This is a genomic window from Acidobacteriota bacterium (genome assembly GCA_038040445.1).
In the GTDB taxonomy this organism is placed as follows: Bacteria; Acidobacteriota; Blastocatellia; order UBA7656; family UBA7656; genus Onstottus_A; species Onstottus_A frigus.
Map to the genome: position 1 here is coordinate 22028 of JBBPIG010000025.1, position 7173 is coordinate 29200.

The following is a 7173-nucleotide window of genomic DNA, read 5'->3' on the forward strand; positions in this document are numbered from 1 at the left end:
CTGGAGTTAGTAGTCCTCGGACTACGTGATAAAATGAAGAACGGCCTCAGACAAGGAGCAACATAATGAGCAACTGGGTATTAACGCAGATCGAAGATTGCTTCAAACAATTGTCTACCTCTGAGCAACTGTGGTTGATAGAGCGACTTGTACATCACGTTCATGAAGCCACACTGAAACAGTCTAACGATGTAGACAGAGAACTCGCTCTCATGGCTCTCATGGCTACTGATCCTCAGATTCAAAACGAACTCCGCAGAATTGAGCAGGAGTTTTCTTACGCGGAAGCCGATGGGTTGGAGACAACCTGATGCCCATTCTGGTGATATTTACTTCGTCAATCTGAACCCGGCGGGCGTGGAAAATTTCGGTGTCAAGGTGATACTCCCAAAGAGTCTATGCAGGAGATCGGAGAGGCAAAATGAGCACAATTACAATCAATATTCCCGAATCACTTTTTGACAAGCTCAAAGAAGTGGCGGAGAAAGATCAGAGTACGCCGGAGCATCTCGCAGTGCTGGCCATAGCCGAAAAGCTATCGAGTCTTATGACAGTGGAATATCTGCAAGAGAGAGCAAGGCGGGCAAAGCTGGATCGCTTTGAAGAACTGTTGTCAAAAGTCCCGGACGCACAGCCGGAAGATTTCGACAGGCTTTAGCTCCAATCGAGATTTAGGCTTTCAACACTGCGCGCCTGAGCTATCTGGTGGCCGTTCTGGCTGAGAACGACAGCGCCGTGACTCTTAAAGCGTCCGCGAAAAGCCTACTCTGAACGCGAATCGTTTTTCAGGCGCGAGCAGCGCGCCGTCGGGAACCATCTTCTGCGCGTTCGGGTTCCAAGCGAAGATCAGCCTCAGAGGAATGTTCAACACCGGAATCGGAAGGCGCAGCTCTCCGCCAAGCGACGCACGATAACGTGGAAGGAAATCCTGCCCGGGTTTTAGCGGCTTCATCACAGTCAACACCGTAACCGGCGCGCCTGTAGATTGAATCTCAGTCATCGTTTCGAAGCTTTCTTTGATCAGGGCCCTCGAGTTGAAAGAAGTCCCGATGTCGAAGAACGCTGCGCTTGAAAGCCGCCAGATTATCGGCACTCGATACTCTGCGTTGAATACTACCTGCGTGTCTCCGCCGATGGGACGCACTTCGCTCGAGAGAAAGACTGGGGCGTTGCCTTCGCTGACGACGAAACGTTCCACGCGAGCCAGCGGCGCGATCGAGTTCACATCGAACCCGCGCACTTCGGTTTCTCCGCCAAGAAAGACCCTCCTGAACACAGGCACACCTCTCACCGTCGACAACGCTTGCTGATGAAACGGCTCGCCGAACGCGCGGATGTGCGAGGCACGTATGCGAAGGCCGATAGCCGTTGGCTCACGCTCGCTGTTCTGGTTTCCCAGGGCCCAGAAGCGGCGATAGTCGAAGTACGCTTTCCACGTGTTGAGGCTCCCTCCAAGTGCGCGCGCGCCAAGTTCCGCGCCGAGTGCGAGCCGCTCGCCACCCTGTGGATCAAGCTCACGATCGAGAGTGTCATGCAACAGCAGCGGTGTCAGCGTTGCTACCCGCAAGCCGCCTTGCTCGAGCGAGCGCGGAGTCGTGGTACTAAACAGCAGCGCGTCCGCGAGATTGGTCGAGGTGAATGAGTAGACCAGTCCTGCTCGCGTCGTCGCCGCGATCGTGTAGCGCGATCTGTTGAGCGGAAGAAAAGCGCCGATGCTGCCGCCCGCTGTTCGTTGGACAAAAAGCGGCTCCCGGCCTTGCTCCCGCGTGCTTGCGTTGACGAACTCTAACCGCTCGAAGAAACCTGACAGGTCGAAGCTTAGCGGCAGATTTCCGTAAAGCATGGCCGAGTAGCTGGCCCCTCCGCCTCGCTCGCGAGTGCCCAACCTCGCTCGCCCGATCAGCCTGTCGCCTCTGCCGGTCAGGTTAGTGTTTGCGTAATCAAGCGAGATCAAAGCTCCGCCCGTAGTGCCGCCGCCTCCGCTCATATCGAAGCGCTGACGATCGCGTTCCTTCAGGTGCAGCTCGACGTCTACCAGGCCAGTCGCACCATCGGGTGCCATCACGATATCGTTTTGCTCGAGGGGTTCGAACAATCCGGAGCGGTTGATCTGTACAAGCCCAAATTCCCAGAGCGACTGATTGAAGATGTCACCTTCCGAGAGCGGGATCATTCTCAGGATTACAAAGAGTTTTGTGTGAGTGTTGCCGGTGATTCTCAGTTTCCCGAGTCTGAACTGTTTGGCCTGGGATGCAGTAGCGGGCGCGGAAGAGATTGCCGGAGGAGCAAGCGGCGAAGCTCCGGTCCTCTGAGCCATGCCCGGCGCCGCGGTCGTCGCGATCAGCGCCATTGCTGTGACGATTGTTTTGATGTTCATCAAGTATCGCGACGCGGAGATGTACCGTAGGTTGTCTAACCTGCGGTTTGTTCTGGTCTGCCGAAGGTCTGCCGCAGGTTAGACAACCTACGGTACATTCGGACTCAAGCACGTGCTTCGAACATGGAACGCGGCGAGTTGCCGCCCTTGCCGACTCGTGCGCTTTCAATGCCTCCCGCGGATCGGGTAAACTCGCTCGACGAAAGCGAGCTTGATATGACTGAGAACATCATAGACTGCAAGGTCATCATCACCGGCGCGTCGAGCGGGATCGGGCGCGCGACTGCCGTGCGCTTCCTCGGCGAAGGCGCCAGCGTCGCGCTGGTTGGCCGGCGCGAGACCGCGCTTGAAGACATTGCCTCGGCTTCGGCTAATGGCGGGAAACCCTTCATCATCACGGCCGACCTTTCGGATGAAAAGGAGAGCGAGAGATCCATCGCTCATGCAATCGAGCGGTTGGGCGGGCTCGACGTGCTGGTAAACGCCGCTGGAATCCTCAAAGCCGGGCGCATCGAGGACACGACTCTCGAGCTTTGGGACGAGATGATGAACATCAATCTGCGATCGGTGTTTCACCTGATGAAGCTCGCAGTGCCGCAGCTCGAGCGCTCGCATGGCAACATCGTTAATGTTTCGAGCGTCACCGGGCCGCGCTCGTTTCCAGGAGTGCTGGCTTATTGCGTGAGCAAGGCCGCGGTCGATCAGTTGACTCGCTGCGCCGCGCTCGAGCTTGCGGCGAAAGGTATACGGGTCAACGCGGTCAACCCCGGAGTCGTAGTGACGGAACTTCATCGATCGGGTGGAATGAACGAAGACGCTTATGCTGCGTTTCTTGAACACAGCAAGACTACTCATCCGCTCGGGCGCGTGGGTCGCCCTTCAGAGGTAGCCGATCTCATATACTTCCTGGCGTCGAATCGCGCGAGTTGGATCACGGGAGCTACGGTGAGCATCGACGGCGGCCGGGCCCTCACGTGTGCAAGGTGAAAGGTCAGAGGTCAAAGTCAGAGGGAGGACGGGTGACCGATGACGGAAGACGGTCACCGGTCTCCGGTCCTCCGTCGTCGGTCTATCCGTGGTGCATACAATGCCTTCTCAAACCTCCAAATTCCGGCTGTTTCTTATTGCTCTGATCAGCCTCGCCTTGCATAGCGGCTGCATTTTTCCGCGAGGCCAACGCTATCGCCACTTCACTACCCCGACGCCTTTGCCACAGGGTCAAATCCTGATTCTCGGTTTCATGGGCGGCCGGGAGCCCTGGAACAACGATGACCGCAACGTGCGCAAGTTGGCGCTGAAGCTGCGATCGATGCACGACCCAGCGATTCAGGTCGAGACAGTCGAGAACAAGAAGCGATCACTGGCAATTGAGTTGATCTCCAAAGCGTTTGACCGCAATCGCGACGGCAAGCTAGACGAGCGAGAACGCGCCTCGATCCGGCTGATTCTCTACGGCCAAAGTTTCGGCGGCGCGGCGGTGGTCAAGCTGGCCAGACAGCTCAAGAAGATCGACGTTCCGGTGACCCTGATGGTTCAAGTAGACAGCATCGGACGCGGCGGCCGGGTCATTCCTTCCAACGTCGCTCGCGCCGCGAATCTCTTTCAGCGAAACGGCTGGTTCATTCGAGGCGAGCCCGAGATTCGCGCCGAAGACCCGGCGAGGACCACGATCATCGGCAACCTCAAATACGACTACAGTCACAAGCAGATCGACGTCTCAAACGTTCCATTGATGAAGAAGGCATTCAGGGTCGCACACACCAGAATGGAATATGATCCTGACGTGTGGGCCAAGGTGGAAGAGCTGATTCTGGATTCGCTTAAGAAGTTGCGATAGGAGGGTTCTTAGGGCACTATCGTTCTTGCACGGACATCGATCAATCATCGATCAACTAAGGAGAACCCAAATTGAGGAGCATCAAGATCGCAATCTCGCTGATTTTTATCACGGGGATCGTCGCCACTCTAGCCGCGGAAACGTTCGGTTATCCACCGCTGCTGGTTAAGGCGAAGAAGTTCGGCGCCAAGGACTGCACCTTCTGTCACGTTGATCCCGATGGCGGGCCGCCGTGGAACGAGCGCGGACAATGGATGATCAAGGAAAAAGAGCGGCGAGGCGCGGAAACGGTCGATGTCGAATGGCTGGCCGACTACAAGCCGGGGGTCGAAACTCAGAAACCCGCCGACGCTGCGAAGCCCCCCGATGCGGCGAAGGCCCCCGATGCGGCGAAGGCCCCCGATGCGGCGAAAGCCGATGATAAGAAACCATCGACGCCTGCCGCTAAAGCGGGAAAGGCTGATCCGAAGACATTCGACGACTTCGTTGGCGAGTACGAAGCCCCGATAGGCATCCTTGTCATAACTCACGAGGGTGACAAGCTGTTTGGGCAGCCAGAGGGTGACACTAAGCAAGAGTTGCAGCCGCAAGATGACGGCAGTTTTCTGGTCACCAACGTGAACGCAAAAGTAAAGTTTACGCGCGATGAGAAGGGCAAGGTCATCGAAATCGTGATCAACTTGAACGATCAGGAGATGAAGGGCAAGAAGATCAAGTGAGTAAGGAGCGACAACGGTGGATGAGAAAGCATTGTTCATGAAGTTCTGGGAGCGCGAAGCGCCGGCGACTAGAAAAGTCATCTCGCGCATTCCGCAAGACAAGTCTGACTACAGGCCTGAACCAAAATCACGAACGGCGCGCGAGATCGCCTGGGTGATCGTGATGGAGGAGAAGGTGCTGGCCGAAGGGTTGGAAAAGGGGACGATCGAATGGCAGGAGTTCCCTGCCCCGGCGACGGTCGAGGAGATTCTCGCGACTTACGATCGCAATCACGAGGATCTTACCAAGCGGCTTTATGGGCTTGATAGCGCGGTGTGGGAGAACGAGTTCAGATTCGTCTACGGCGATTATGAAATCTCACGCGGTACAGGCTACCACTTTGGCTGGGAGTTTTTGTTCGATGCAGTACATCACCGGGGGCAGCTTTCGACTTACTTAAGACCGATGGGTTCGACGGTGCCTTCGATTTATGGTCCGAGCGCGGATGAGCAGTCTTGAGCATCAACGTTCGTGGAAATTGAGGTCAAGCCGAGCTTCGGTTATTGGAGCGTAGTCACTGGCCGCAAGCGGTAGAAGAAATAAGATCGATGAGTGATGAGGAGGCCAACTCATCACTCATCGTCTATTAGCCGCCCACTACTTACCATCAATCGAAAACGCGTAGAGCTTTTTGTTCGGCTTGCCGACGCGAAGGAACTGATAACCCGAGCCGACGTAGACCACGCCGTCCACCACCGTAGGCCCGCCGCCAACCGCCCCGCCCGTGTCAAACTCCCATAGCACCTTGCCATCCTTCGCATCGTAAGCGCGTATGAAATTTCGGTTGGTCCCGGCGAACACCAGGCGATTATCACCCGTACCAGTCACTGTAATCGGCCCGAAATTCGCGCCTCCGTCAGGCGCCTTGGTCTGCCAAAGGATCTTGCCCGTCGCGCCGTCCAACGCTGCAACCGATCCCGGACTCGTTCTGTTTGGGAAGGCGGAAACCGCGGCATACACGCGCTCGCCGTCGGTCGCATCGCCGAACTCGATGCCGCCGAGTTTGCCGCCTTGACCCACTTCGGTCTTCCACAAGAGCTTGCCGTCTTTTGGATCGACGGCGAAAAACCAGCCGCTCTTCTGTCCCGCTCCGATGGCGGGCTTTCCGCCCGGGCCTTTGAACACCATCGGAGTCGATCCGAAGTCGACGTCGAGGTCGCTGCATTCGACGAGATTGGCGCAGCCAAACGTCCAGATGTCACCCGGGGTCGCCTGATAAGACCATACGAGCTTGCCCGTCGAAAGCTCGACCGCGACGATGGCGTTTGGAAACTTGGAAGCAGGCGGTGTGTATTGATTGCCTGTGGTGACGTATAGCCGGTTCGCACCAGGATGAATGGTCACCGTCGACCATACCGCGCCTCCGGCCGGGCCCAGGATCGTCACGCCCTTTTTGTCTTTGCCCTGGTCTGTGGGCGCTTCGGGTATCGTGTACCATCGCCAAACCTGACTGCCGGTCTTGGCGTCGAACGCGGCGACTCCGCCTCGAAAGGTGCAGCACTCGTACTTTGGGCCGTACTTCAAGATAGCGCCTTCTTCGTGGGACGCGACTCCGATGTAGATGCGCCCGTTATGATAGATGGGCGATCCGGTCGCAACCGTGTCTTTGTGAGCATCGATTTTGACTTTCCATTTGAGCGCGCCCGTCTTTGCGTCCAGGGCGTGGAGCTGACCCGCGAGGTCGCCGAAGAAGAGAGTCCCGTCGCCGTAAGCCGCACCGCTGCGCGAAGGGCTGCCGCAGTCGTAGTCCCATATTTTGTTGCCGGTCTTCGCGTCGACTGCGTACTCCTTGCCGTCCCACGATCCGAAGTAGACGACGCCACCGACTACGGTAGGCTGCGCCGAAACGTCGCCGCCGGTTTCAAATACCCACTTTGGCTTGAGGCGGCCAACCGTTGCAGGAGTAAGCTGCTTTTCGTTCGCGTTGTAGTGCGAGCCTGCGAGGTCGCGCCCGTACATTGGCCAATCGGAAGATCCAGCTCCATTGCCGCTGACGATCTTGGTGGCGTTGGAACGAGACCCGCGCGAAGCTGAAGATTGGCCCGCGGCAAATGACGCCGCGATCGTACACAACACAAGCACGCAAGTTATCAGGCAAGTCTTAATGCGCATTCGCTGCTCCTTTCGTTTCCACTGCTGATTGCGAGGGGATTAGGTGAGTGATTCTATTTGATTGACATAGGTCTTTCAAGGAGTGGTC

At 57.0% G+C, this 7173-nt stretch carries 8 protein-coding genes; 6 read left to right on the forward strand and 2 right to left on the reverse strand.

Annotated features, from left to right (window positions below):
* Positions 1–65: 65 nt before the first annotated feature.
* Together AABO57_22625 and AABO57_22630 are read left to right on the forward strand one after the other, a co-directional pair.
* Entirely contained in the window at positions 66–311 is a 246-nt protein-coding gene (locus AABO57_22625) for a hypothetical protein (protein MEK6288522.1), read from the forward strand.
* Positions 312–421: 110 nt separating this feature from the next.
* Entirely contained in the window at positions 422–658 is a 237-nt protein-coding gene (locus AABO57_22630; GenBank protein MEK6288523.1) for a toxin-antitoxin system HicB family antitoxin, read from the forward strand.
* An 84-nt stretch (positions 659–742) separates the two neighbouring features.
* Here AABO57_22630 and AABO57_22635 read toward each other — a convergent pair whose 3' ends face one another.
* A complete protein-coding gene (locus AABO57_22635) occupies positions 743–2377 on the reverse strand; it encodes a BamA/TamA family outer membrane protein (protein ID MEK6288524.1) in 1635 nt (544 codons plus the stop codon).
* Positions 2378–2500: 123 nt separating this feature from the next.
* Here AABO57_22635 and AABO57_22640 point away from each other — a divergent pair, with 123 nt between their 5' ends.
* The 4 genes from AABO57_22640 to AABO57_22655 all read left to right on the forward strand — a co-directional run bounded on the left by AABO57_22640 (position 2501) and on the right by AABO57_22655 (position 5432).
* Positions 2501–3364 (forward strand): glucose 1-dehydrogenase, encoded by an 864-nt coding sequence (locus AABO57_22640; GenBank protein ID MEK6288525.1) that lies wholly within the window; start codon positions 2501–2503, stop codon positions 3362–3364.
* Positions 3365–3464: 100 nt separating this feature from the next.
* Entirely contained in the window at positions 3465–4214 is a 750-nt protein-coding gene (locus AABO57_22645) for a hypothetical protein (protein MEK6288526.1), read from the forward strand.
* A 71-nt stretch (positions 4215–4285) separates the two neighbouring features.
* Entirely contained in the window at positions 4286–4933 is a 648-nt protein-coding gene (locus AABO57_22650; GenBank protein MEK6288527.1) for a DUF3471 domain-containing protein, read from the forward strand.
* 16 nt (positions 4934–4949) lie between these two features.
* On the forward strand, positions 4950–5432 hold the full coding sequence (locus AABO57_22655; protein ID MEK6288528.1) for a DinB family protein: 483 nt from the start codon (positions 4950–4952) through the stop codon (positions 5430–5432).
* A 138-nt stretch (positions 5433–5570) separates the two neighbouring features.
* On the opposite strand, the gene AABO57_22660 is transcribed toward AABO57_22655, so the two are convergent.
* Positions 5571–7085 (reverse strand): PQQ-binding-like beta-propeller repeat protein, encoded by a 1515-nt coding sequence (locus tag AABO57_22660; protein ID MEK6288529.1) that lies wholly within the window; start codon positions 7083–7085, stop codon positions 5571–5573.
* Positions 7086–7173 lie beyond the last annotated feature (88 nt).